Raw genomic sequence first — 24,303 nt, 5'->3', positions numbered from 1 at the left:
GCCTCAGTGGATGCCCGGCGCCTCCTGCCCGGTGCTCGCCACATATTCGGTGTAGCCGCCGCCATACTGGTGGATGCCCTCCGGCGTCAGCTCCAGCACCCGGTTCGACAGGGCGGCCAGGAAATGCCGGTCGTGCGAGACGAACAGCATGGTGCCCTCATAGGCGCCCAGCGCCGAAATCAGCATCTGCTTGGTGTCGAGGTCGAGGTGGTTGGTCGGCTCGTCCAGCACCAGGAAGTTGGGCGGGTTGAACAGCATGATCGCCATGACCAGCCGGGCCTTCTCGCCGCCGGACAGCACGCGGCACTTCTTCTCCACATCGTCGCCGGAGAAGCCGAAACAGCCGGCCAGCGCGCGCAATGCCCCCTGGCTCGCCTGCGGGAAGGATGCTTCCAGCGATTCGAAGATCGTCTTGTCGCCGTCCAGCAGGTCCATGGCGTGCTGGGAGAAATAGCCCATGCGCACGCTGCCGCCGACCGCGACGGTGCCGCTGTCCGGCTCGGTCGCGCCGGCCACCAGCTTCAGCAGGGTCGACTTGCCGGCGCCGTTGACGCCCATGACGCACCAGCGCTCCTTGCGGCGGATCGTCAGGTCCAGCCCCTCGTAGATGGTCCGGCTGCCGTAGCCCTTGTGCACGTTCTTCAGCACCGCGACGTCGTCGCCGGAGCGCGGGGCCGGCGGGAAGTCGAAGGTCACGATCTGGCGGCGCTTGGGCGGTTCGAAGCGCTCGATCTTGTCGAGCTTCTTCACCCGGCTCTGGACTTGGCTGGCGTGCGAGGCGCGGGCCTTGAAGCGCTCAATGAACTTCAGCTCCTTGGCCAGCATGGCCTGCTGGCGTTCGAACTGCGCCTCCTGCTGCTTCTCGCGCAGCGCCCGCTGGCGCTCGTAGAAGCCGTAGTCGCCGGAGTAGCTGGTCAGCGACCCGCTGTCGATCTCGATGATCTTGTTGACGATGCGGTTCATGAACTCGCGGTCGTGCGAGGTCATCAGCAGGGCGCCCTCGAAACCCTTCAGGAAGCCCTCCAGCCAGATCAGGCTTTCGATGTCCAGATGGTTGCTGGGTTCGTCGAGCAGCATGACCTCGGGCCGCATCAGCAGGATGCGGGCCAGCGCCACGCGCATCTTCCAGCCGCCGGACAGCATGCCGACGTCCATGTCCATCATCTCCTGGCTGAAGCTGAGGCCGGCCAGCACCTCGCGCGCCTTGCCCTCCAGTTCGTAGCCGCCCAGCTCGTCGAAGCGGGCCTGGACCTCGCCGTAGCGCTCGATGATGGCGTCCATCTCGTCGGCGCGGTCGGGGTCGGCCATGGCGGCTTCCAATTCGGCCAGCTCCGCGGCGACGGTGCTGACCGGGCCGGCGCCGTCCATCACCTCGGCGACGGCGGAACGGCCGGACATCTCGCCGACGTCCTGGTTGAAATAGCCGATGGTCGCCTGCTTCTCGATCGCCACCTGACCGGTGTCCGGCAAATCCTCGCCGGTGATCATGCGGAACAGCGTCGTCTTGCCCGCCCCGTTGGGACCGACCAGCCCGATCTTCTCACCCCGGTTCAACGCCGCCGATGCTTCGAGGAAGAGGATTCGGTGACCATTCTGCTTGCTGATGTTGTCGAAGCGGATCATGTGCGGCTGCGTTCCTGCGGCGTTGTTCCCATGGCATGGCGGGGGCTCTTATGCCACAGGATGTGCGGTGCGATGGAGTCCAGATCGGCGCCATGCGAAAATCACAACCCGGAAACAGGTCGCCGGAAACAGGTCGCCGGAAACAGGTCGATGGAAAGGATCGCTGTCATGGGGCGTCCGCCGCAGGTTTGGGACTATTGGCGCCCCACCGGCAGCGGCATCGTCGAGCTGGGGACGGTGCGCGGCCGCGACGTGGCCTTGCCGGTGCATTTCCATCGCGAGGACCAGCTGACCTTTGTCCTGACGGGGCGGCGGCGCTTCGTCATCGCGGGCGACCTGCGCGAGGCCGGTCCCGGCGAGGGTGTGCACATCCCGGCGGGAACGCCGCACCGCTCGCTGTGCGGAGCGGACGAGGTCGTCTGCATCAACCTCTACACGCCGCCCGGCCTGTACGCCGCGCCGGAGGCGATCGCCGGGCTGGCCGGGCACTGGCGGAGGACGGGCGGGCTGGGCTGGCCCGACCTGACGCGGATCGCCGAGGAGCATCGTCGCTCCCGCGGGACCGGGCCGGAGCCCGCATCCGCGTTCACGGGGGGCGAGGCGTGGGACAGCGTCGGCGAGGCGGCCCGCCGCGCCGGGATGAGCCGCGAGGGCTACACCCGCCGGTTCCGCAAGCACCACGGCGTCCCACCCCACGCCTTCGGGCTTCAGGAGCGGCTGAACGAGGCGCGGTTGCTGCTCCGCGCCGGGGAGCCCATCGCCGCGGTCGCGGCGGACACCGGATTCACTGACCAGAGCCATCTGGGCCGCTGCTTCCGCCGCGCCTTCGGCGTGACTCCGGGCCGCTACCGGGCCGGGTAGGTCACATCCGTACCAGACCGCCGCCGCTCCGCCTGCTACCCATCCGCCCGAGAGCGCCGCACGGACAAGGGTCCGGCGGCGCGCCCACAGGCAAGCTTGGGAGCATGGCATGTCCATCGCAGTGTCCGCCGTCTCGTACCTTCTGGTGGTCGGCGCCGGAGTCAGCGTCGCGTTGCAACAGGTCCTCAACGCCAACCTCAGGGCCGACCTCGGCTCGCCCTGGTGGGCGGGCTTCGTCAGCTATGTCGTCGGCATGCTGGCGATGCTGGCGGTCGCGCTCTTCGCACCCGGCCCCCGCCTCGCCGAAGCGGTGGGCGGGGTGGGGTCATGGGTCACCTGGACCGGCGGGCTGTTCGGCGCGCTGTTCATCGGCACCGCGATCCTGATGGTGCCCCGCCTGGGGGCGGCGACGGTGCTGGCGCTGATCGTGGTCGGCCAGATGCTCGGCTCTCTCGCCTTCGACCATGTCGGTCTGCTCGGCCTGCCGCAGCAGCCCGTGAGCCCGACCCGGCTGGCCGGCGCCGCCTCCCTGATCCTCGGCGTCGTCCTGATCCGGCTGTAGCGCGCTCAAAGACTCCGGTGCAGGGCGAAGCCGGACGCGCCGGGGGCTTCCAACTCCGGGCGGAGTTCGAGGCTGGGGATCGCATAGTCGCCGCCGTTCTGGCGGCGGAAAGGAATCGGCGACGCCGTCTCCAGCGTCCGCATCCGCTCCCGCAAGCTTTCCGCCGCCTGCGCGAAGCCGGCCTCGTCGAAGCGGTCCACCCGGTAGGCGACGAAGGGCGGCAGCACGTCGTAGCCGGGGTAATGCAGGATGCCGTGGTTGATCGGGAACAGCAGGTCGTCGATCGGGCCGTTGATGCCGCGCGGCGCGTAATGCTCGGCCCAGCCGCCCGTCGTCACCACGAGCATGGCGCGCTTGCCGGCGAAGCGGCCCTCGCCGTAGCGGTCGCCCCAGCGGCGGTCGCTGTGCTCGCCGACGCCATAGGCGAGGCCGTAGGCGTAGACGCGGTCGACCCAGCCCTTGAGGATCGCCGGCATGGTGAACCACCAAAGCGGGAATTGCAGGATCAGCGCGTCGGCCCACAGCAGCTTCTCCTGCTCGGCCTTCACATCGTCGGTCAGCGCGTCGGCGGCGAAGGCGGCGGCGGAGGCGGCGGCCACCTTCAGGCGCTCCCCCTCGCCGAGGCTGGGGAAGTCGGCGTGGTCCACCGTGGTCTTCCAGTTCATGGCGTAGAGGTCGGAGACCCGCACCGCGTGGCCCTGCGCCTCCAGTTCCGCGACGGCGGCATCGCGCAGGGCGGCGTTGAGGGAGCGGGGGTCGGGATGGGCGAAGACAATCAGCACATTCATCGCAGGCACCTGTTCGCTTGAAACGCTTGCGCCTCAAGCTATGCCGGTGGAGATTGATCCGGTAGACAAGGTGAATGGATAGAATTCTGCCGTAGAATGGATCAATCGAACGTCACGCTGGACCGTATGCGCAGTTTCGTCCGCGTCGCCGAACGGGGGAGCCTGTCGGCGGTGGCGCGCGAGATGGCCATCGGGCAATCCAGCGTCACCCGGCACATCCGCGAGTTGGAGGAGGCGCTGGGTGTCGCCCTGCTCAGCCGCACCACCCGGCGTGTCGCGCTGACCGTGGAGGGCGAGCGCTACTACGCCAACGCCGTCCAGATCCTGCGCCTCGTCGAACAGGCGGGCGACGAGGCACGCGACACCGGCCGCGCCTCGGCCGGGACGGTGCGGGTGTCCTGCACGGCGGCGCTCGGCGTCCGGCACATCAGCCGGCTGATCTTCGCCTTCCAGGACCGCCATCCGGACATCGCCGTCGATCTCGGCCTGACCGACGAGCGCATCGACCTCGTGCGCGACGGCGTGGACATCGCCATCCGCCTCGGCCCGCTCACCGACAGCTCCCTGAAGCGGCGGGCGTTGGGGGCGAGCCGGCGCGTTCTCGTCGGGGCGCCGGCCTGTCTGGAGCGGCACGGCCGGCCGACGACGCCGGGCGACCTCGCGGGGTTCGAGGGCGTCCGCATGTCGAACATCGCGGGGAGCGATCGGCTGACGCTCGAAGGGCCGGACGGCGCCCTCCACGCCGTTTCCCTGGGGGGACGGCTGCGGGTCGATCATGGGTTGGCCGCGCGCGAGGCCTACCTCGCCGGGCGCGGCATCGGCCCGGCCCATGTCTGGCTGGTGGACGACCTGCTCGCCGACGGCCGCCTGGAGGTTCTTCTGCCCGACCACGCGCCGCCTGCCGTGCCGCTCAACCTGCTAATCGTGCCGGAGCGGGCCGGCATCGCGCGGGTCCGGCTGCTGGTGGAGTTCCTGGCGGAAACGGTCGCAACCATCCCCGGCATCGAGCGGTCGTCCCGGGGATAGCCGATAGGGCGATTACGGGGCCGCCCCCTCGGTCACCGCCCCCTTTCTTACCGCCAGGCTGCGGCGCGGCAGGCGCAGGCGCCCGTTGAGGACGAGATGGGCGACGAGGCCGATCAGCAGGCCCCAGAACGCCCCGCCGATGCCGAGCAGCTTGATGTTCGCGGCGGACGCCAGGAAGGTGATCAGCGCCGCCTCGCGGGACGCCGGATCGGCCATCGCCCCGGCCAAGCTGCCGCCGATGGTGCCGAGCAACGCCAGACCGGCGAGCGCTGTGATGAAGGTCGCGGGAAACGCCATGAAGACGGCGGCCAGCGTCACCCCGAACACCCCAACGAGCACGTAGAAGACGCCCGCGGCGATCCCGGCGATCCAGCGCTTGGACGGGTCCTCGTGCGCCTCCTTGCCGGTGGCGATGGCGGCGGTGATGGCGGCGATGTTGAAGGCGTGGGAGCCGAACGGGGCCATGAGCAGCGAGCCGAGGCCGGTCACCGTCACGATGGGGTTGGCGCTCGTCGTGAAGCCGTCGTTCCGCAGGACCAGCATCCCCGGCATGTACTGGCCGGACAGCGTGATCAGGAACAGAGGCAGTGCCACGGACAGCAGCGCGTTCAGCGAGAATTCCGGCGCGGTGAAGACCGGGGCGGCGAACTCCAGCGACAGCCCCGACAGATCGACGCGGCCCTGCGTCAGCAGGAAGGCCAGCCCGAGGACGAGGATTCCGACCACGGCGTAGCGGGCGGAGAACCGCTTCAGCGCGACATAGGCGACGATCAGCAGGCCGACCAGCAGCGGATCGACGCTGGCCCCGCCGAACGCCCCGATGCCGAAGGGGAGCAGGATGCCGGCGAGAAGGCCGGAGGCGATGCCGGGCGGGATCAGCCGGATGACCTTCTCGAAGCAGCCCGACAGGCCGAGCGCGACGAAGGCCGCCGCCGAGATCATGTAGGCGCCGACCGCCTCGGCGTAGGGCGTCGTCGCCAGCGCGGTGACGAGGAACGCCGCGGCCGGGGTGGACCAGGCGGTGATGATCGGCTCGCGATGGCGCCAGCTCAGGAACAGCCCGGTCAACCCGACGCCGATGGAGACCGACCAGACCCAGGAGGCGGTGAGATCGGGGCTAAGCCCCGCGACCTTCGCCGCCTGGAAGACCAGGATGAAGGTGCCGCCGTAATTGACGATGACGGAAATCAGGCCCGCCACGACGGGGTGGGCGAGGTCGTTGAGGCGGATGGGAGCGGAATTGGGTGGCATGGTTGCGCGGGACCTCCGGACGGTTCGAGCCGCAAGGGCGATGAGCGGCCTTGACAACTAGCCGACCAATGGCCTGATGTGCCCATCCGCTTTCACTAAGAAGGCCAGACCAATTGTTCCGGCATTCCCAGCTCGAGTCCGTGAAGGCGTGGATCGCCAACCCCGCCCATGCGGCCATGCCGCTTCACGCGCGGATTCAGCGGGCCGTCCGACAGCTCATCGTCGACGGCGCGCTTGGGCCGGGCAAGCCGCTGCCCGCCTCGCGCGCGCTCGCCGCCTCGCTGGGGGTGTCGCGCGACACGATCGAGGCGGCCTACGCCCAGCTTCACGCCGAAGGCTTCATCGACCGGCGCGTCGGCAGCGGCAGCTTCGTCGCGGAGATCAGCGAGTTCACCCCCGGCCGCCGCCGGCCCCGGCGCGACACGCTCCCGAGCGATCCGGCACCGGCCCTCAGCCGGCGCGGGGCCGCCGTGTTCGAGGGGGGCGGCGTGCGCGAGATGCCGGCGCCGCGGCCCTTCGCCCATGGCGTTCCGGAAACCCGGAGCTTTCCGCTCGCGCTCTGGGAGCGTCTGGAACGGCAGGTGCGCAAGGAGGTCGGCACGCAAAGCCTGTTTCACGGTGATCCGCAGGGGACCGAGCCGCTTCGCCGCGCCATCGCCGATTATGTCAACCTCGAACGCGGCGCGCGTGCCACCGCCGACCGCGTCCTGGTGCTGACCAGTTCGCAACAGGCGATGGCGCTCTGCGCGACCATGCTGTTCGACCTCGGCGACGGGATCTTTCTGGAGGACCCGGCCTATTACGGCGCACGCAAGGCGTTCGAGGCGGCGGGGTTGGACTGCGTTCCGGTCCGCGTCGATCGGCAGGGCATCGTCGTCGATTGCATCCTGGCCGAGCCGCAGCGGGCGAGGGCGGTGTTCCTGACGCCGTCCCACCAGTTCCCGACCGGCGCGACGCTGGCGCTGGATCGCCGGTTGGCCCTGATTGAGTGGGCGGCCCGGCATCAGGCCTGGATCATCGAGGATGACTACGACAGCGAGTTCCGCTACGCGGGCAAGCCGACGGCCTGCGTGCAGGGGCTCGATCCGCATGGCCGCACCATCTACATCGGCACCTTCACCAAATCGCTCTTTCCCGGGCTGCGGATCGGCTACGCCGTGCTGCCGCCCCAACTCGTGAAGCCGATGACCGTCGCGCGCACCCTGCTGGATGGCCATACGGCGCCGATGGCCCAGCTTACGCTGGCCCGCTTCATGGAGGGTGGGCATTTCGGGGCGCATGTCCGCGCCATGCGCGGCGTCTATGCCGAGCGCCTCGATGCGCTGGCGGGTCTCGTCGCCAAGCACCTGTCGGACTTCGTCGAACCGCAGGTTCCCATCGGCGGTCTGCAGATGCCCTGCCTGCTGACCGGCGGCCTTGCCGAGCGCACCGCCGTCGATGCGGCGCGGCGGGCCGGGATCGAACTGCTCGGCCTGTCGGCGCTGCACGCCGCCGGCGACGGCAAGGCGGGTTTCCTGATGGGCTTCGCGGCCTACACGCCGTTCGAAATCGAGACCGCGGTCAGAAAGCTGGAGAAGGCGCTTCGCACGGCGACGACGCCGTAAATTCGGCGGGCCTCCGGACCAAGGAGAATTGGTCTGGGCCATTGCTGGGAAATGGCTGGGCACAGCGAGCCATTCGTCTGGTATCCGAGAGCCGACCAATCCACGACGTTCCCGGCGCGGGAGCGGGAGGCGACCCATGCACAAAACGGCACTGGCAATCCGGCACGTCCATTTTGAAGACCTTGGCATCTTCGGCGCGGTTCTGTCGGATGCCGGCTATGCGGTCCGCTATCATGATCTCGACGCGGCGCCTTTCGCGACGCTTGATCCGCTGGAGCCGGACTTGCTGATCGTCCTCGGCGGTCCCGTCGGGGTCTATGAAAGCGACGCCTATCCGTATCTCGCCGAGGAATCCTCGCTCCTGGCCGCAAGGCTGGCCGCGGGGCGCCCGACGCTCGGCATCTGCCTCGGGGCGCAGCAGATCGCCAAGGCGCTCGGTGCGGCGGTGCGCCCCATGGGCCACAAGGAAATCGGATTCGGCCCGCTCACTCTGACCGATGCCGGACGGGCCGGGCCGCTTCGACATCTGGAGGGCGTTCCGGTGCTTCACTGGCACGGGGACGCCTTCCAGGTCCCCGACGGGGCGGAGAGCCTAGCGTCGACGCCGCTCTGCGCAACCCAGGGGTTTTCGGTTGGCCGCCACACGCTGGCCCTGCAATTCCATCCGGAGGTCGATGTAGCCGCCGGCATCGAGCGATGGCTGACGGGCCATGCCGCCGAATTGGCGGGGGCCGGCATTGACCCGCGCGTGCTGCGCGGTCAAGCGGCGCGGATCGGTCCGGAATTGCGCGAGGCCGGGCAGAAGATGCTGGCCGAGTGGCTCCAGGCCGCGCCCTGATCCCTGTACGGCGAGGCGGGATGGGGTGTTCACCGATCTGCACGGCGCTGCCGATCTGTGGCACAGTCCGCTCCAACGAGCCGCCTCACAGGGAACCTGAATGAACGACGCAGCAAGGAATGTGCTGATCGACGGCATGGAGCGTTGGGGAGCCTTCATCGAAGCGAACGCATCCTGGGCGGAGGTGATCTTCTTCCTGTGCGCCTTCGCGGAGTCCCTGGCCTTCGTCGGGTTCGTGGTGCCGGGCGTGGTGCTGATCGCCACGGGGGGCGCGCTGGTCGCCTCCGGCGCTCTCGGCTTCTGGCAGGTCTATGTCGCCCTCGCGCTGGGCGCGGTGCTGGGCGACGCCGTGTCCTACTGGCTCGGCCGGGTGTTCGGTGACCGTGTCCCGGTTGTCTGGCCATTCCGTCAGCGGCCGGAGCTTCTGGAGCGGGGCAGCCGCTTCTTCCTGCGCCACGGCGGCAAGAGCGTGTTCCTTGCCCGTTTCCTCGGGCCGCTGCGGCCGGTGGTGCCGATCACCGCCGGGATGATGGCGATGCCTCACCACAGCTTCCAGACCGCCAACCTGCTGTCCGCGGTGATCTGGGTGCCTTTGATGATGGCGCCCGGCATCGCCATCGCGAAGGGGGTCGGCATCGACGAACTCCTGTCCGGCGCCACGGCGACGCCGGCCGTCACCCGGAACGGAGGCGACGCGCCCTGCGTGCCGGCGCCGCCGATTTCCGGCGAGCCGTCGCGGTGCTGACCGCCCTCAGGCGCATTTGGAATAGCCGCAGTTCAGGCAGCTGTCGCAGCCTTCCTGCCGGATCAGGCCGGGCTGGCCGCATTTCGGGCATTGCCGGAGATTGGCCGGCTCGGTTCCGATGACCACCGGTGCGGCACCGGGGGCGGCATCGGCGGACGGCGGAGCGGTCGGCGTCCCGTCGGCGGGCCTGTCGTCCGGCAGCATGCCGATGGCCTTGAGGTGCCGTTCGATCACGTCACCGATGGCCGCCAGAAGGGACGGGACGTAGCGGCCCTGCATCCAGGCGCCGCCGCGCGGGTCGAAGACCGCTTTCAACTCCTCCACCACGAAGCCGACTTCGCCGCCGCGGCGGAACACCGCGGAGATCATCCGCGTCAGCGCCACGGTCCAGGCGTAATGCTCCATGTTCTTGGAGTTGATGAAGACCTCGAAAGGCCGGCGCCGTCCGTTCTCCACGATGTCATTGATGGTGATGTACATGGCGTGGTCGCTGTCCGGCCAGCGCACCTTGTAAGTCTCGCCTGGCAGGGTCTCCGGACGGTCGGGTGGCTTGGACGACGCCATGACGCCCGAGGCCGCGGCGGGGTCGGGGGCCTGGGTTGGGGACGGGGTCGCGCCCTCCTTCTTCACCGACAGGACGGAGCCGGTGACCGCGTTCGGGCGGTAGGTTGTGCAGCCCTTGCAACCCAGCTCGTAGGCTTGCCAATAGACGTCCTTGAAGGCGTCGAAGGGCAGGTCCTCCGGGCAGTTGATGGTCTTGGAGATGGAGCTGTCCACATGGCGCTGGGCGGCCGCCTGCATCACCACATGCTCCGCCGGGGTCAGCGACTGTGCGTCCACGAACCAGTCGGGCAGGGGGGCCTCGTCCCCGAACCGCGCGCGGAACAGGCGGTAGGCGTGGTCGCTCACCTCCTCCGTCCGGCGGGTGCCGTCGGGCATCAGGACGGTGCGCTCGTAGCTGTAGGAGAAGACGGGCTCGATCCCCGACGATACGTTGTCGGCGAACAGTGAGATCGTCCCGGTTGGCGCGATTGAGGTCAGAAGCGCGTTGCGGATGCCATGTTCCGCGATCAGGCCGCGCACATCCTCGTCCAGCCCGCGCACCATCGGGGCAGCCATATAGGCGTCGCGATCGAAGAGCGGAAACGCGCCCTTCTCCGCGGCGAGCAGGGCGGAGGCGCGGTAGGCCTCGTTGCGGATGGTCCTCAGCCAGGACTCCGTCAGCGCGACCGCCGCCTCGCCGCCGTAGCGCGTGCGGCAGAGGATCAGCGCGTCGGCCAGCCCGGTGACGCCCAGCCCGATGCGGCGTTTGGCGTGGGCCTCCCGCGCCTGCGGCTCCAACGGGAAGCGCGATGCGTCGACCACATTGTCCATCATCCGCACGGCGAGCGCCGTCAGCTCCTTCAGCCGGTCGGTGTCGAGCCGGGCCGTCTCCTCGAACGGGTCGATCACCAGGGCGGCGAGGTTGATCGAGCCGAGCAGGCAGGCCCCGTAGGGGGGCAGCGGCTGCTCCCCGCATGGGTTGGTGGCGGAGATGGATTCGCAATAATTCAGGTTGTTCTGCCCGTTCACCCGGTCGATGAAGATGACGCCCGGCTCCGCATAGGCGTAGGTGGCCTGCATGATGCGGTCCCACAGGCCGCGGGCCCGCACCTCGCGGTGAACCTGCCCGTCGAAGACCAGCGGCCAGGGCCGGTCCTTGCGCACGGCGTCCATGAAGGCGTCGGTGACCAGGACCGACAGGTTGAACATGCGCAGCCGGCCGGGCTCGCGCTTGGCGTCGATGAAATCCTCGATGTCGGGGTGGTCGCAGCGCAGGGTCGCCATCATCGCGCCGCGCCGGGCGCCCGCCGACATGATGGTGCGGCACATGCTGTCCCACACGTCCATGAAGGACAGCGGGCCGGAGGCGTCGGCGCCCACCCCCTTCACGAGGGCACCCTTGGGCCGCAGGGTGGAGAAGTCGTAGCCGATGCCGCCGCCCTGCTGCATGGTCAGCGCCGCTTCGCGCAGATGGGCGAAGATGGCGCCGAGGTCGTCCTCGATCCGTCCCATGACGAAGCAGTTGAACAGCGTCACCGTCCGCCCGGTGCCGGCCCCGGCCAGGATGCGCCCGGCGGGAAGGAACTCGAAACGGGACAGCGCCCGTTCGAATCGCGGCGCCCACACCGCCGGATCGGGCTCGGGCGCGGCGAGCGCCGTGGCGACGCGGCGCCAGGTGTCGGCGATGGTCTGGTCGATGGGGTCGCCCGCGGCGGACTTGAAGCGGTACTTCATGTCCCAGATCCGCTGGGAAATGGTGGCGATCCCCGTCATGCGTCTTCCCCTTGCGCGGGCGGCCGGTCGAAAACGCCGTCCCGCCGACAACCGTGTCCGAAGAGTAGGGGCCGCCCTTCCGAGGGTCAACCCGACCGTTCTTCTTGCGTTCTGGCCGTCAGTTGCTGATGCGGTCCCGCTGGTCCGGCATGGCCTTGAGCGTCGCCAGGATCCGCCCAGTGTCGGCGCCGGACCCGCACAGGCCGAGAGCGGTTTCGCCGAAGTCCACGAGGCTGTGGTGACGCGGGGCTGGCGCCCGCTCCAGCGGCACCAGCCACGCCGCGTGGCCGCGCTCCACCAGGGCGTTGGAATAGCCGCGCTGGGTGTGGAACGGGATGTTGGTCTCGCGCGGGTCGCCGATGACGAAGACGCGGCGTTTGGGATCTTGCGGGATGCGGTCGAGCGAGTCGGCGGGGTCGAACCAGCCCTGCGGGCGGGCCAGCACCTTCTGGAGTCCGCGCGCCTCCAGATAGGCTCGGTAGGCCGGCGCGCCGGAGGAGATGACCGCGCAGCGCAGGTCGTGGCGGCGGGCCAGGAACTCCGCGGTCAGCGTGCCGCCGGCGCTGTGGCCGCCCAGGGCCCATTCCGTCACGCCGTAGCGGGCCTTCAGGACGTCGAGCAGCGCGTTCATCAGGACCGCCTCGCGCGGCGTGTGGCGCGTCGTCCAGAAACGGCCGGAACTGCCATAGGCGCCGGGCCGGGCGAGGAACAGGAAAGGGATGCCGAACCGCTCCGCCAAGGCCCGTTCCTGGTCGATCATGGCGGCGACACCCAGCCCCTCCTGGTGGCCGACGGAGGTCGGCTTGGTCCCCATGATGTCGCCGTGCATCCAGGCCGCGGCGATGGGGTTGGGGCCGGGGTCGGGGCGCAGGCCCGCCGCGTAGTAGCGCAGGCACTCCCCGCGCCCGTCCACCTCGACCCAGGCGGCGGTTTCCTGGGCCTCCAGCGCGGCGCAGGCCTTTCGGGTGATGGTGACGCCCCCGGTCACCGCGGCGTTGGAAAAGCGTTCCGCGCTCGGCTGCGACTGGGCGTGGGCGTCCGTTGCCGCCACCATCGACATTGCCAGCACAGGACCGGCGAGGATGGCGAAGGCCGCGCCCCGGCGCATCAGGACGCGGTTTCGCTCACCGCAGCGGTGGCCGGTTCCGCCGCCTTCGGCCGCACGGTCGCCGGACCGCCCGCGGCGACGACCAGCCGGTCGGTGGCCGCCTCCAGCCGCTCCTCCAACTCCTGCATGGCCTTGGCGCGGCCCAGGCCCGGCGGGATGGGGGGCAGGAATTCCACGGTGATGGTGCCCGGCCGCTTGATGAAGCTGTTGCGCGCCCAGTAGAGGCCGGCGTTCAGAGCCATCGGCACGATGGGGATGTCGAGATGGTCGTAGAGCACGCCGACGCCGATCCGGTAGGGGCGGTAGGCGCCGACGGCGACCCGCGTCCCCTGCGGGAAGATCACGATGGGACGCCCCTCGTCCCGCACCGGGCGGGCGTTCCGGACCATGGAGGCGACGGCGCGCCCCTTGGCGCCGCGGTCAACGGCGATCATCCGGGATTTGGCGGCGTACCAGCCCCAGATGGGAATCCACAGAAGCTCGCGCTTCAGGATGATCGCCGGGTCGTTGACGAGGAAGTGCAGCTTCATCGTCTCCCAGGCCGATTGGTGCTTGGCGGCCAGGAGGAACGACCCGCTTTTGGGAACGTGCTCGCGCCCGCGCACCTCGTATCGGATGCCGGCGAGCGTGCGCTCCAGCCACGAGACGGTGCCGAAATACCACGTGATCACGCGGATCATGCTGCGTCGCGGCAGCAGCAGCGACCACAGGATGCCGACGCAGATGACCGCCGTCCACACATAGAAGGCGACGTTGAAGGCGAGGGAACGCAGGAAGATCATGGCCGGGAACTTGTCAGGATTCGATCAGCTTCTCAAGCGTGTAGCGAAGGCGCGTCACAATGTACTTGTTGTACTCGGTCATCAGCAGATTCGCCGTGCCCGGCCACAGCCACCAGTCGTTGAGATGCACGTTGGGGGAGGCGACGGGGTGGGGCACCACCTCGACCTGCGGGATCACCATGCGGAACTCCAACAGGCTGCGCATCATGTGGTAGTTGGCGGTGACCAGCCGCATTGAGGTGAAGCCCTGCTCGCGCAGCCAGTCCGCCGTCTCGTAGGCGTTGCCGATCGTGCTGTCCGCCGAATAGCCGAGCGTGATGCAGCATTCCATCTCGCCGGGGAACTGGCGGGAGCGCTTCAGCAACTCCTGCACCTCCAGCCCCTCGTAGACGCCGGAGACGAACAGCCGGTGCGCCCGCCCGTCGGCCAGCAGTTCAAGCCCGGTGCTCAGCCGGCCGCTGCCGCCGGTCAGCACCACGATGGCGTCGGTGTTGCGGGTGGCCTCGGCGCTGCCGGGTTGCGGCGGGCTGCGGGGGATCGACGCGGCAAACCAGAACAGCCCGCCGAGCCACGCCAGCCCGCCCAGCATTGCCAGCAGCAGCAGCCGTCGCAAAGCCCGCAGGACCCGGGCGCGCCGCGAGTGGGCCATCCCTCAGCCTCCGGACGGACGGAGCGGGCGGGCGGTCACGGCATCGACTCCAGCGTGCGCAGCACCGTCCAGCGCGCGGTCAGCGCGGCCAGCAGGCAGGCGGCCAGCGGCACGGCGGCCAGCGCGGCGACGGCCCACCAGGGCGAGGTGGCGAGGTCGGGCAGCAGGCTGGCGTGAAGCCCGGCGGCGGCGTGGCCGATCCCGCCCAGCGTGCCGGCGGCCAGCAGCAGCCCGGTCAGCCCGCCGCGCAGGGTCAGGCCGATGACGTGCGATTCGAACTGCCGCGCCACGTAGCGGTCGGTTGCCCCCATCAGGTGCAGCAGCTCCACCACATGGCGGTGAATGGCGAGGCCGGAGCGCACGGCGAAGATCACCGCCATCACGCCCGCCCCGCCGATCAGCGCCACGATGCCCAGCGCCGCCAGATGCATCGCCCCGGCGAAGCGGCGCAGGTCGGCCAGCCACACCGCATGGTCGTCCAGCGTGGCGCCGGGGGCGGCGGAGGTCAGGCGCGCGGACAGCGCCGCCGTGTCCACCGGCCCGTTGGTCATCACGTCGATCAGCCGCGGCATCGGCAGCAGCGGATCGGCGGCCTCCTTGCCCAGCCACGGCTCCAGAAGCCGGCCGACGTCGCCGCTGGACAGGAGGCTGGCGGTGGCGATGCCGGGGGTGGCGCGCAGGACGGTCAGCGCGGCCTCCGTCCGCTCCTCCAGCGGGGCGGCCTGGGCGCTGTCGGGCAGCGGCATGATCTGCACCGTCAGCCCGCCGGCCAGACCGCTGTCCCAGCGCCGGGTCATGTCGGAGACGAGCAGCGCCCCGGCCAGCGCCAGCGCCGCCAGATAGACCATCAGCGCAGTCAGCCACATCAGGAAGCGCGAGGTCGGGTCCTTAGCCAGCGGCAGGTCGGAGTTTCGGCGGGTCAGCGGCGGCAGGGCCATGGCGTGTCTCCTTCCCTCCGCGTCACGCCCAGCGCGAGGCATGTGCCGGCAGGACGTGCAGGCGCCCGTTCTCCAGCATCAGGCGCGGGTGCTCGAAGCGGCGGATCAGCGCCTCGTTGTGCGAGGCGATGACCACGGTGGTGCCCAGCTTGTGAAGCTCCTCGAACAGGTAGAGCAGGCGCATGCCGATGCCGTCGTCGACGTTGCCGGTTGGCTCGTCGGCCAGCAGCAGGCGCGGGCGGTTGATGACCGCGCGGGCGATGGCGACGCGCTGCTGCTGCCCGCCCGACAGGGTGGAGGGCAGGGAGTTCAGATGGTTGCCCAGCCCCACCCAGCGCAGGATTTCCGTGCAGTGCTCCACCACGTCGGACTCTCGCGCGCCGCCCATGCGCAGCGGCAGCGCCACGTTGTCGAGCGCCGAGAGATGGTCGAGCAGGGCGAAGTCCTGGAACACCACGCCGATCTGACGGCGCAGCGCCGGCAGGTCGGTGCGCTTGACCCGCGCCATGTCCTTGCCGAACAGGGTGACCAGCCCGCGCGACGGGCGGAGCGCCAGATACATCAGCTTCAGCAGCGACGACTTGCCGGCCCCGCTCGCCCCCGTCATGAAGTGGAACGAGCCGGGCGGCAGGGTGAAGCTGATGTCGCGCAGCACCTCCGGTCCGGTGCCATAGCGCAGTCCCACATTCTCGAAACGGATCACGGTCCCACCAAAGGCGCAACGGAAGGCCCCGGCGGCGTCCCGCCGGGTGCGCGGATGGACAATGCACCGGCAGGGGCCGGCGCGTCCACCGCTGTCCGCCTTGCCGCGCCCATTGCCTTGGTTGGAGCGGCCGCGCGCTGCGCCCGTGCGTTCCTTGCTTCACACCTCATGACTACCTATAAGGACAGTCTGCAAATTCGGTGACAACGATCGGCATCTATGATCATCACCTGCCCGGCCTGCGACACACGGTACACTCTTGCCGATTCGGCGGTTGGTCCGCAGGGCCGGAAGGTGCGTTGCGCCCAATGCGGCCACATGTGGTGGCAGTCGCCGCAGGACGATCCCGTCTTCCATCCCGACGCGGTGACCGAATTCCACCCGGTCCCGCCGCCGTCCTCCAAGACGAAGGCACCGGCCAAAACCCCGGCGGACCCCGGCGCCGGGCGCCGGGCGCTGGTCGGTTGGGGGGCCTTCATGGCGGTGTTGCTGGCCATCGGTGCCGCCGGCTACTTCGGCCGCGCCACCGTGGTGCGGTTGTGGCCTCCGGCCGCGCTGTTCTACGAGACGGTCGGCCTGCCGGTGGAACCGCCGGGCACCGGCCTCCAGCTTCAGAACGTCCGCTCGGAACAGAAGGCCGAGGACGGCAAGGCCGCTTTGCTGGTGGAGGGGCAGATCGTCAACGTCTCCGAGACGCTGCGCACGGTGCCGGCGCTGCGGGTCACCGCGCTGGGCGCCGACCGTCAGCCGTTGCGGAACTGGACCGTCGAGCCGATGCCGCCGCAGATCCTTCCCGGTGAGATCGCTACCTTCCGCGATGTCCAGGCGGACGCCGCCGGGGTGCTGGAGGTCATGATCACCTTCGACGGCGGTCGCTGAGGCGCGTGCCGGGCGCTGGCCGGTTATGGCGCGTAGCCCCGGATGATCAGGGAGACCGCGCCGTCGACGATCCGGGTCAGCTGCTCCTCCGTCGGGCGTTCCGACAGGCACAGCATGAAGCGCAGATGCGTGTGCGACTTGACGAGTCCGACGAACTGCTCCGCCGCAAGCTGCGGGTCGGGGATGCGCAGCAGGCCGCGGCGGTCAAGGTCGGTCATGAAGGCGCTGATGTGCTCCATGGTGCGGGCCGGGCCGGCCTCGTAGAAGGCGCTCGCCAGCTCGGGGAAGCGGTGGGCCTCGCCGACCACCACGCGGTAGCCGGCCAGCGCCTGCGGCGACAGGATCAGCGTGACGAAATGGCGGGCGATCAGGCGCAGCCCGTCGGCCATGTCGAGCGCGCGCGCCTCCTCGCAGACGGCGGCCATCGCCTGCCCCTTGCATTCGCGGGCGACCATGACGCGGAACAGCTCGTCCTTGCTGCCGAAATGGGCGTAGAGCGTCGCCTTGGACACGTTGGCCGTCTTGGCGATGGCGTCCATGCTGACGGCGCCGTAGCCATGGTCCAGGAACAGCTTTCCGGCGGCCTCCAGGATCTGCGCGGGCTTCGATCCTGCCTCCGGGGTGGGGGCGACCAGCGTGCTCATGCGTTCCTCATGTCCTGAAGCCGGGTGTCCTGAAACCGGCCCTGCGTCCTGTTCTACCACGGTGCCGGCGGTGCTTGCGGGACTTCGTGCGCCGAGTCCCCGCTGCCGTAACGCGTTCCGCATTCAACCACAATCCCAAACGTTAAAACTAGACCGTTCAGTTCACTCTTGACAACAGGTAGGCCCGCGATCATCTTTTCGCAAGACTAAACTGAACGGTTCAGTTTCGGCGGGATGGCGGCAAGCCGGACCGTGCCGGGCAAAGAACCGAAACGGGTGGGTTGGATCACGATGAAGGCCGTGCGGAAGATCGTTCTGTCGGGTGTTGCGGTGGCGGCGCTGGCCGGTGGCGGCTACGCCGGCTGGGAGTGGTGGACCGAAGGTCGCTTCTTCGAATCGACCGACAACGCCTATGTCCACAGCGACATCACGGTGGTGAGCCCTAAGGTGTCCGCTTATGTGCGCGACGTCCGGGTGGCGGAGAACCAGCAGGTCGCCGCGGGCGATGTCCTGGCGGTTCTGGACGACCAGGACTTCCGCGCCAAGGTCGCGGAGGCCGAGGCCAACGTCGCCGCGCAGAAGGCGGCGCTTGGCACCCTCGACAGCAAGCTGCAGCTCCAGAAGGCGATCATCGATCAGGCCGCCGCCTCGGTCGCCAGCGCCGAGGCCGAGCAGCGCCGCGCCCAGCAGGATTTCGACCGCACCCGCGCCCTGGCCAGCGACAGCTGGGCCAGCCGCCAGAAGTTCGAGACGGCGGACGCTGACCTGCGCAAGGCGACGGCGGAGACCGCCCGCAGCCGCGCCGCTCTGGTCGCGGAACAGGATCAGGTCGGCGTGCTGAACGCCAGCCGCAGCGAGACCGACGCCCGTCTGCGTCAGGCGGAGGCCGCCCTGCAGACCGCGCGCAACGATCTGAACAACACGGTCATCCGCGCCCCGGTGGACGGGGTGGTCGGCAACCGCGGCGTCCAGGTCGGCCAGTACGCGCGTCCGGGCGTGCAGCTTCTCTCGCTGGTGCCGCTGCCCGACGTCTATGTGGTCGCCAATTTCAAGGAGACGCAGCTCGCCCGCATGCGCCCCGGCCAGCCGGTGACGGTGGAGGTGGATGCCTATCCGGACAAGCATCTGCTCGGCCGGGTGGAGAGCTTCGCCCCGGCGTCGGGCTCGCAGTTCAGCCTGCTGCCGCCGGAGAACGCGACCGGCAACTTCACCAAGATCGTCCAGCGCGTGCCCGTGCGCATCGCCCTGCCGCGCGACAGCGTGCTGTCCGGCCTGCTGCGTCCCGGCCTGTCGGTGGTCGCCGAGGTGGACACCCGCGGCGCCGAGGAGCAGCCGCACGACAGGGGCACCGTCATGGGCGCGCTGGTCCCCGGCCGGACGGTCGCGTCGAAGTAACCACGCCAACACCCGTTTTTCGTTTCAATCTCTTTCGTCCTGGAGAGGGCGACCATGACCGCCATCACCAACGACGACACGCCCACCGCCCGCACCGCCAATCCCCCGGCGGACGCGGGCGGCGAGACCGCCGCGTCCCGGCTCCAAACTCCCCCGCCCCCTGCGGGCCGGGATGCGGCGGCTCCTTCCCCTTCCAGTGCCGGGTCCAGCGCCGGGCCGCGCCCGGTGAGCACGCGCGACTGGCTGGGCTTCCTGTCCATGGTCGTCGGCATGTTCATGGCGATCCTGGACATCCAGATCGTCTCCAGCTCCCTGTCGGAGATCCAGGCGGGCCTCGCGGCCAGCGCCGACGAGATCTCGTGGGTGCAGACCTCCTACCTCATCGCCGAGGTGGTGATGATCCCGCTGTCCGGCATGCTGGCGCGGATTCTCTCCACCCGCGTGCTGTTCACCATCGCCGCCGCCGGCTTCACCCTGACCAGCGTCGCCTGCGCCTTCACCTCCAGCATCGAATCGATGATCGTGTGGCGGGCGTTGCAGGGCTTCATCGGCGGCGCAATGATCCCGACTGTCTTCGCCACCAGCTTCTCCCTGTTCCCGCCGGAAAAGCGGGCCGGCGTGTCGGTGATGATCGGTCTGGTCGCCACCATGGCGCCGACGCTCGGGCCGACGCTGGGCGGCTGGCTGACCCAGAGCTTCTCCTGGCACTGGCTGTTCCTGGCCAACGTGCTGCCGGGCATCGCCGTGACCTCGCTGGTCTGGACGCTGGTCGACGTGGACAAGCCCAACCCGGCGCTGCGCAAGGGCTTCGACTTCATCGGTCTGGGGCTGATGGCCGCCTTCCTCGGCAGCCTGGAGTTCGTGGTCGAGGAAGGCCCGCGCCAGGACTGGTTCCAGGACGAGTATGTGGCGATCTTCGCGGTGGTCGCCGCGGTGTCCGCCGTCGGCTTCTTCTGGCGGGTCCTGACCTACGGCAATCCGATCGTCGAGCTGCGCGCCTTTCTGGACCGCAACTTCGCCATCGGCTCGCTCTACAGCTTCATCATCGGCATCGGGCTCTATGGGGCGGTCTACCTGCAGCCGCTGTTCCTGGCGCGGGTGCGCGGGCTGAACAGTTTGCAGATCGGCACGATCATGTTCGTGACCGGCGCCTTCCAGTTTCTGTCGGCCCCCATCGCCGGCGTGCTGTCCAAGAAGATGGATCTGCGGGTAATGCTGGCGCTGGGGCTGTGCCTGTTCGGCACCGGCGTCTGGCTGAACGCCCATCTGACCAACCAGTCCGGCTTCTGGGAGCTGTTCCTGCCGCAGGCGGTGCGCGGCCTGTCGCTGATGCTGTGCTTCATCCCGGTGAACACCATCGCGCTCGGCACCCTGCCGCCGGAGCAGCTCAAGAACGCGTCGGGCCTCTACAACCTGATGCGCAACCTGGGTGGCGCCATCGGTCTGGCGGCGATCAACACCGTGCTGCTGGAGCGGTCGGCCCTGCACATGAACCGGCTGGGCGACAACCTGAACCTCGCCCGTCCGCTGGTGCAGGAAACGCTGGACGGGCTGGCCGCCAAGTTCGACGGGCTGGTCGCCGATCCGCAGGCCGCCGCTATGAAGACGCTGGCCCGCATGGTCGAGCGCGAGGCGATGGTGCTGACCTTCAACGACTGCCTGCTGCTGATGGCCGGCGTGTTCTTCGCCGGGCTTCTGCTGATGCCGCTGGTGCGGCGTCCGGGCGGCAAGCCGGTCGCGGCGGATCACTGATCGCGGCTCGCCGCTCCGTTGTCGCGGTGAAGCGTCCCGGTGACCGGCGCCTGTCTTCGTGCTATAGGGCAGGCCGTCGCGTCGAAGGGTCTTTCCACCGTCATGAGCAAGCGCCAATACACCCGCGCCGAGGTCAAGGAACTGCTGTCCGCGCTGGAGCGCCAGTGCCGGGAGGCGTCGAAGCTCGCCCAGCTGGCCGAGCATGAGGCGAGCAAGCACAGTTTCGGCGCCTACCGCGAATTCCGCGACAAGGTGGGCGAGTTCCAGGCGCTGGTGATCCTGATCGAGCAGCGGTTGCGCAACCTCGTGGACACCCGCTCCGACGACCTGCGCGACCAGTTCGAGCGGCTGGACACGGTGATGCTGGCCCTTCTGGTGCGAGCCAGCATGCGCTTCTTCTTTGTGCTGTCGGCCAACCCAATCCTGCCGATGGGCGCCCGCGAGATCTTCGTGGCGGAACTGCGCAGCCTGCACGACGCCCACGAGAAGCTGAAGCGCCCCAACTACGCCGGCAAGCTGGGCCAGGACCTGGAGCGCGATCTGGAGACCGCCTCCCTGATCCTGGAGGAGATCATCGACAAGGCGCCGAGCCTGCTCAACTTCCGCGGGGGATGACCGTGCCGGCGCTCAGCGCTGGATCAGGGCACTTTCCTTGCCGGACAGCACGAACACCTTGGCGTAGCTCTTGAGAAGCGCGTCGATCAGGGCGTTGACCTTCGGGCTGGACATGGCCCGCGGCTTGGCCGGATCGACGTGGAGGACGCAGCTGTCCTTCACGTCGTTGAAGGCGGCCAAGGCGTTGATGCGGTCGGGCCGGAACTCGTCGGGGAAGTTCTCGTCCATCAGCCAGAAGCACTGGAAGTTCCGGCAGGATTGCGGACGCTCCTCATAGACGGTGCAGCCCTTGCCCTGGTCGCAGGACACGCACCACTTGGCCGAAGGCTTCTTCAGTTCGGGCACGCCCATCAGCTTGCAGCACAGCGTGCATTCTCCGCAGTTGCGGTCGGCCATAACGCAGAATCCCGATCTGTCCCGGTGAAAGAGCGCGGACACTCGCACAAAGAACGGTGCCGGGGAAAGTGTCCGTTGGATGGGGGCGGAGGTGAGGATGCGGAGCCTTATGCCAGGCTGGGGAGGACCAGCGGTTCCTCCGCCTCGCGGAGCAGCAGCGCCTCGATGGCGTCGGGGGGGGCCGGGCGTGCGTAGAGATAGCCCTGCGCGTACTTGCACATGATGTCGCGCAGGAACTCCGACTCCATCTCGGTCTCCACGCCCTCGGCCACCGCTTCCATGCCCAGGATGGCGGCCAGCGTGGCGATCACCTGCACGATGGCGGCGTTGCCCTCGCCGGACGAGATGGCCTGGACGAAGCTGCGGTCGATCTTCAGCGTGTCCGCCGGGAACTTGTGCAGGTAGGACAGCGACGAATAGCCGGTGCCGAAATCGTCGATGGACAGGCGCACGTCCATGTCGCGGATGCCCTGCATCAGCACCCGGCACTTGGCGGGGTCCTTCATCAGCAGGCTTTCCGTGATCTCCAGCTTCAGGCTGGAGGGCGGGACCCGGCTTTCCTGGAGAACCTCGCTGACCAGCCCGATCAGGTCGTCGTCGCTGAACTGGCGGGAGGAAACGTTCACACTCATGAACAGCGGGGTGGAGCGCGGGAAGCGGGTCTGCCACTGGCTGAGCTGGCGCGCCGCCTCGCGCAACGCCCAGCGGCCCATCGGGACGATCAGCCCTGATTCCTCGGCCAGCGGGATGAACTCGCCCGGCGGGACCAGCCCGCGCTCGGGATGCTTCCAGCGCATCAGCGCCTCGAACCCGGCGATCTGGCCCGAGGAGAGGGCGACGATCGGCTGGTAGTGGAGGACGAGCTGATTCTGCTCCAAAGCCATGCGCAGGTCGGTTTCCGTGCGCATCTGGGCCATAGCCTGACGGCGCAGGTTGCTGTCGAAGACGTCGATGCGCGCCCGCCCTCCCGACTTGGCGCGGTACATGGCGAGGCTGGCGTCGCGCAGCATCTCCTCCGCCCGGTCGTAGCCGGAGACGCTGAGGGCGATTCCGATGGAGGCGGACAGCACCAGCTCGTGGCCGTCCAGCGCCAGCGGCCGCGCGACGGCCTCGCCCATGCGCTCCGCTGCGGACAGGGCGTCGCCCACATCGTCGATGCCGTCCAGCAGAACGGCGAACTCGTCCGCCGACAGGCGGGCCAGCGTGTCGCCCATGCGGCGGGTCTCGTCCAGCCGCTCGGCGATGGTCTTCAGCAGCCGGTCGCCGACGCTGGACCCCAGCGCGTCGTTGATCGACTTGAAACGGTCGAGGTCGACGAAGATGACGGCGAAGGCCTTCCCGCCGGCCCGCCGGTTGCGGTCGAGCGCCTGGCCGATGCGGTCCAGCAGCAGGGTGCGGTTGGGCAGCCCGGTCATGCCGTCGTGGAAGGCGTCGAACAGGAGCTGCTGCTCCGCCCGCTTCTGGGCGGTGATGTCGGTCATCGAGCCGGCGATTCGCACCGCCCGTCCCGACCCGTCCCGCACGGCGAGCCCGCGGACCAGCATCCACAGCTCGTCCCCGTCGGCGGCCTGGATGCGGAAGACGTGCTGGAGATGTTCGCGCTCGCCCGTCAGATGCAGGTCGAAAGCGGTGCGCAGCCCGGCCAGATCGTCGGGGTGCACGCGCTCGAACCATTCACCGATGCGGTTGGACAGGCTGTCCACGGCGAAGCCAAGCATCGCCGCCCAGCGCGGGGAGTAATAGACCTCGTCCGTGTCCAGCCGCCAGTCCCACAGCCCGTCGTTGGCGCCCGCGGCGGCCAGCGCGTAGCGCTCCTCGCTCTGCAGCAGGCGTTGCTCGGCGGTCTTGCGGTCGGTGACGTCGGCCTGGCTACCGACCAGCCGCACCGGGCGGCCCTGCGTGTCCAGCACCGCGATGCCGCGGCAGGCCATCCAGCGGATGCCGCCGTCGGCGTGGTGCACGCGGTACTCGATCTGGAAAACGGTGTTCTCGCCGCCCAGGGCGTCGAGCGCTTCGCGCAACGAACGGCGGTCGTCGGAATGGACGCGCTCCATCCATTCGTCCGGGCTGTTGCCGATGCTGCCTTCCTCAAGCCCGAGGAGCGACAGCCAGCGCGGCGAATAATAGGCGGTTCCGGCGTCGAGATCCCAATCCCACAGGCCGTCATTGCTGGCCGCGGCGGCAAGCGCGTAGCGCTCCTCGCTCTTGCGGAGCTGGGCTTCGGCGTGCTTGCGGTCGGTGATGTCGGCGACCGACCCGACCAGACGCACCGGATCGCCCGATTCGTCGGGCACCGCCATGCCGCGGCAGACCAGCCAGCGCCAGCCGGAGTCGCCATCGTCCGGCGATAAGCCGGCTCCGGCACGGCGGACTCGGTGTTCGATCTGGAAAGGAAGCGAGACGCCGACCATCTGGCCTTCAAAGGAGGCGTAGAGCCAGTCGATGTCGTCGGGATGGACGTGGTCGAGCCAATCTTCCGGGCGATTGATCTCGCCCGGCGGCAGTCCGAGAAACTCCTTGAAGCGGGGAGACAGGAACATCGTATCGTTGCGAAGGTCCCAGTCCCACACGCCCTCGGAGCCAGCTTTCTCGGCCAGCAGATATCGCTCGATCGTGCTGCTCAAAGCCCCCTCACCGCCGCGGCGCGCCCGCATTCCGTCACTCGCAACATAGTGCCCGAATGGTGAATGAGAAATGAAGCCCTGTTGCGAAGGATTTGCGCCATGCTGGCGGAAAGCGTGACCGATCCCGCCTTGCGGGCACTCCGGGGTATGCGTGGGCGCCGCGGGCGAGCCTCGCAGGACCCATCAACGTAAGGAAGCAGGCCT

The 24,303-nt window shown here is 69.1% G+C and carries 22 protein-coding genes and 1 pseudogene; 11 read left to right on the top strand and 12 right to left on the bottom strand.

The annotated features are described in order from the left end of the window. Positions 1-3: 3 nt before the first annotated feature. Positions 4-1,623, bottom strand: coding sequence for an ABC-F family ATP-binding cassette domain-containing protein (locus tag H1Q64_RS19590; RefSeq protein WP_237905243.1), 1,620 nt, complete (start codon positions 1,621-1,623; stop codon positions 4-6). Between the two features lie 168 nt (positions 1,624-1,791). Here H1Q64_RS19590 and H1Q64_RS19585 point away from each other — a divergent pair, with 168 nt between their 5' ends. Both H1Q64_RS19585 and H1Q64_RS19580 read left to right on the top strand, forming a co-directional pair. After that, on the top strand, positions 1,792-2,484 hold the full coding sequence (locus H1Q64_RS19585; RefSeq protein WP_237905242.1) for a helix-turn-helix domain-containing protein: 693 nt from the start codon (positions 1,792-1,794) through the stop codon (positions 2,482-2,484). A 109-nt stretch (positions 2,485-2,593) separates the two neighbouring features. Then, a complete protein-coding gene (locus H1Q64_RS19580; protein ID WP_237905241.1) occupies positions 2,594-3,046 on the top strand; it encodes a DMT family transporter in 453 nt (150 codons plus the stop codon). Positions 3,047-3,051: 5 nt separating this feature from the next. Here the strand turns inward: H1Q64_RS19580 and H1Q64_RS19575 are convergent, their stop codons facing one another. Continuing rightward, the gene (locus H1Q64_RS19575; RefSeq protein ID WP_237905240.1) at positions 3,052-3,834 is read right to left on the bottom strand and encodes an NAD(P)H-dependent oxidoreductase; all 783 of its coding nucleotides are present in this window, start codon (positions 3,832-3,834) and stop codon (positions 3,052-3,054) included. A gap of 96 nt (positions 3,835-3,930) precedes the next feature. On the opposite strand from H1Q64_RS19575, the gene H1Q64_RS19570 reads away from it, so the two are divergent. Next, positions 3,931-4,860, top strand: coding sequence for a LysR family transcriptional regulator (locus H1Q64_RS19570; protein ID WP_237905239.1), 930 nt, complete (start codon positions 3,931-3,933; stop codon positions 4,858-4,860). 12 nt (positions 4,861-4,872) lie between these two features. Here the strand turns inward: H1Q64_RS19570 and H1Q64_RS19565 are convergent, their stop codons facing one another. After that, positions 4,873-6,111 carry a benzoate/H(+) symporter BenE family transporter gene (locus H1Q64_RS19565; RefSeq protein ID WP_237905238.1) on the bottom strand — a complete coding sequence of 413 codons (1,239 nt, stop codon included), beginning with the start codon at positions 6,109-6,111 and terminating at the stop codon, positions 4,873-4,875. A gap of 113 nt (positions 6,112-6,224) precedes the next feature. Here H1Q64_RS19565 and H1Q64_RS19560 point away from each other — a divergent pair, with 113 nt between their 5' ends. From H1Q64_RS19560 to H1Q64_RS19550, 3 genes are all read left to right on the top strand, one after another. Further along, entirely contained in the window at positions 6,225-7,715 is a 1,491-nt protein-coding gene (locus tag H1Q64_RS19560) for a PLP-dependent aminotransferase family protein (protein WP_237905237.1), read from the top strand. 136 nt (positions 7,716-7,851) lie between these two features. Next, positions 7,852-8,553: a glutamine amidotransferase gene (locus H1Q64_RS19555; RefSeq protein ID WP_237905236.1), complete on the top strand. Its 702-nt coding sequence runs from the start codon at positions 7,852-7,854 to the stop codon at positions 8,551-8,553. A 100-nt stretch (positions 8,554-8,653) separates the two neighbouring features. After that, on the top strand, positions 8,654-9,298 hold the full coding sequence (locus H1Q64_RS19550; protein WP_237905235.1) for a DedA family protein: 645 nt from the start codon (positions 8,654-8,656) through the stop codon (positions 9,296-9,298). 6 nt (positions 9,299-9,304) lie between these two features. Here H1Q64_RS19550 and H1Q64_RS19545 read toward each other — a convergent pair whose 3' ends face one another. From H1Q64_RS19545 to ftsE, 6 genes are all read right to left on the bottom strand, one after another. Beyond that, positions 9,305-11,614, bottom strand: coding sequence for an adenosylcobalamin-dependent ribonucleoside-diphosphate reductase (locus H1Q64_RS19545; protein ID WP_237905234.1), 2,310 nt, complete (start codon positions 11,612-11,614; stop codon positions 9,305-9,307). A gap of 118 nt (positions 11,615-11,732) precedes the next feature. Continuing rightward, the gene (locus H1Q64_RS19540; protein ID WP_237905233.1) at positions 11,733-12,722 is read right to left on the bottom strand and encodes an alpha/beta hydrolase family protein; all 990 of its coding nucleotides are present in this window, start codon (positions 12,720-12,722) and stop codon (positions 11,733-11,735) included. Next, positions 12,722-13,504 (bottom strand): lysophospholipid acyltransferase family protein, encoded by a 783-nt coding sequence (locus H1Q64_RS19535; RefSeq protein WP_237905232.1) that lies wholly within the window; start codon positions 13,502-13,504, stop codon positions 12,722-12,724. Before H1Q64_RS19535 ends, H1Q64_RS19540 begins: the two co-directional genes overlap by 1 nt. A gap of 13 nt (positions 13,505-13,517) precedes the next feature. Next, entirely contained in the window at positions 13,518-14,153 is a 636-nt protein-coding gene (locus H1Q64_RS19530; protein ID WP_237905231.1) for a YdcF family protein, read from the bottom strand. Between the two features lie 35 nt (positions 14,154-14,188). Beyond that, entirely contained in the window at positions 14,189-15,091 is a 903-nt protein-coding gene (locus H1Q64_RS19525; protein ID WP_237905230.1) for a cell division protein FtsX, read from the bottom strand. A 22-nt stretch (positions 15,092-15,113) separates the two neighbouring features. After that, entirely contained in the window at positions 15,114-15,794 is a 681-nt protein-coding gene (gene ftsE / locus H1Q64_RS19520) for a cell division ATP-binding protein FtsE (RefSeq protein ID WP_014198283.1), read from the bottom strand. Positions 15,795-16,013: 219 nt separating this feature from the next. On the opposite strand from ftsE, the pseudogene H1Q64_RS34140 reads away from it, so the two are divergent. Further along, positions 16,014-16,106 (top strand): annotated as a pseudogene (locus H1Q64_RS34140) (zinc-ribbon domain-containing protein); the annotation flags it as partial. A 6-nt stretch (positions 16,107-16,112) separates the two neighbouring features. Continuing rightward, positions 16,113-16,673, top strand: a complete 561-nt coding sequence (locus tag H1Q64_RS19515) for a hypothetical protein (protein ID WP_419468856.1) — start codon at positions 16,113-16,115, stop codon at positions 16,671-16,673. Positions 16,674-16,696: 23 nt separating this feature from the next. Here H1Q64_RS19515 and H1Q64_RS19510 read toward each other — a convergent pair whose 3' ends face one another. Beyond that, a complete protein-coding gene (locus H1Q64_RS19510; RefSeq protein ID WP_014198285.1) occupies positions 16,697-17,317 on the bottom strand; it encodes a TetR/AcrR family transcriptional regulator in 621 nt (206 codons plus the stop codon). A gap of 291 nt (positions 17,318-17,608) precedes the next feature. On the opposite strand from H1Q64_RS19510, the gene H1Q64_RS19505 reads away from it, so the two are divergent. The 3 genes from H1Q64_RS19505 to H1Q64_RS19495 all read left to right on the top strand — a co-directional run bounded on the left by H1Q64_RS19505 (position 17,609) and on the right by H1Q64_RS19495 (position 21,079). Further along, positions 17,609-18,712: an HlyD family secretion protein gene (locus tag H1Q64_RS19505; protein ID WP_237906468.1), complete on the top strand. Its 1,104-nt coding sequence runs from the start codon at positions 17,609-17,611 to the stop codon at positions 18,710-18,712. 54 nt (positions 18,713-18,766) lie between these two features. After that, positions 18,767-20,464 carry a DHA2 family efflux MFS transporter permease subunit gene (locus tag H1Q64_RS19500; protein ID WP_237905228.1) on the top strand — a complete coding sequence of 566 codons (1,698 nt, stop codon included), beginning with the start codon at positions 18,767-18,769 and terminating at the stop codon, positions 20,462-20,464. Positions 20,465-20,566: 102 nt separating this feature from the next. Next, positions 20,567-21,079, top strand: coding sequence for a hypothetical protein (locus H1Q64_RS19495; protein ID WP_237905227.1), 513 nt, complete (start codon positions 20,567-20,569; stop codon positions 21,077-21,079). Between the two features lie 12 nt (positions 21,080-21,091). On the opposite strand, the gene H1Q64_RS19490 is transcribed toward H1Q64_RS19495, so the two are convergent. Together H1Q64_RS19490 and H1Q64_RS19485 are read right to left on the bottom strand one after the other, a co-directional pair. Beyond that, positions 21,092-21,475 carry a hypothetical protein gene (locus tag H1Q64_RS19490; protein WP_040135007.1) on the bottom strand — a complete coding sequence of 128 codons (384 nt, stop codon included), beginning with the start codon at positions 21,473-21,475 and terminating at the stop codon, positions 21,092-21,094. Between the two features lie 107 nt (positions 21,476-21,582). Beyond that, positions 21,583-24,099 (bottom strand): EAL and GGDEF domain-containing protein, encoded by a 2,517-nt coding sequence (locus H1Q64_RS19485; protein WP_237905226.1) that lies wholly within the window; start codon positions 24,097-24,099, stop codon positions 21,583-21,585. Positions 24,100-24,303: the final 204 nt, after the last annotated feature.

Origin of the sequence: Azospirillum brasilense (assembly GCF_022023855.1) — a bacterium.
GTDB lineage: Bacteria > Pseudomonadota > Alphaproteobacteria > Azospirillales > Azospirillaceae > Azospirillum > Azospirillum brasilense_F.
The sequence above is the reverse complement of the archived record's forward strand: the minus strand, read 5'-3'. Positions and strand labels throughout refer to the sequence as shown.